A 631-nucleotide genomic window follows, 5' to 3' on the forward strand; every position below is an offset into this window, starting at 1 on the left:
CCGAACACCTGGGTGGACGATATCACCGTGGTGACGCATGTCGCGCAAGACTGTAACCACGCGTCTGTTGACTGGCAGGTGGTGGCCAATGGTGATGTCAGCGTTGAACTGCGTGATGCGGATCAACAGGTGGTTGCAACTGGACAAGGCACTAGCGGGACTTTGCAAGTGGTGAATCCGCACCTCTGGCAACCGGGTGAAGGTTATCTCTATGAACTGTGCGTCACAGCCAAAAGCCAGACAGAGTGTGATATCTACCCGCTTCGCGTCGGCATCCGGTCAGTGGCAGTGAAGGGCGAACAGTTCCTGATTAACCACAAACCGTTCTACTTTACTGGCTTTGGCCGTCATGAAGATGCGGACTTGCGTGGCAAAGGATTCGATAACGTGCTGATGGTGCACGACCACGCATTAATGGACTGGATTGGGGCCAACTCCTACCGTACCTCGCATTACCCTTACGCTGAAGAGATGCTCGACTGGGCAGATGAACATGGCATCGTGGTGATTGATGAAACTGCTGCTGTCGGCTTTAACCTCTCTTTAGGCATTGGTTTCGAAGCGGGCAACAAGCCGAAAGAACTGTACAGCGAAGAGGCAGTCAACGGGGAAACTCAGCAAGCGCACTTAC

1 protein-coding gene is annotated in these 631 nt (G+C 53.6%); it reads left to right on the forward strand.

From position 1 onward, the window contains the following. On the forward strand, window positions 1-631 hold a 631-nt coding region (locus tag L2W58_RS13005; RefSeq protein ID WP_236103836.1), incomplete at both ends, for a glycoside hydrolase family 2 TIM barrel-domain containing protein.

This window comes from Dethiosulfovibrio faecalis, assembly GCF_021568795.1.
In the GTDB taxonomy this organism is placed as follows: Bacteria; Synergistota; Synergistia; order Synergistales; family Dethiosulfovibrionaceae; genus Dethiosulfovibrio; species Dethiosulfovibrio faecalis.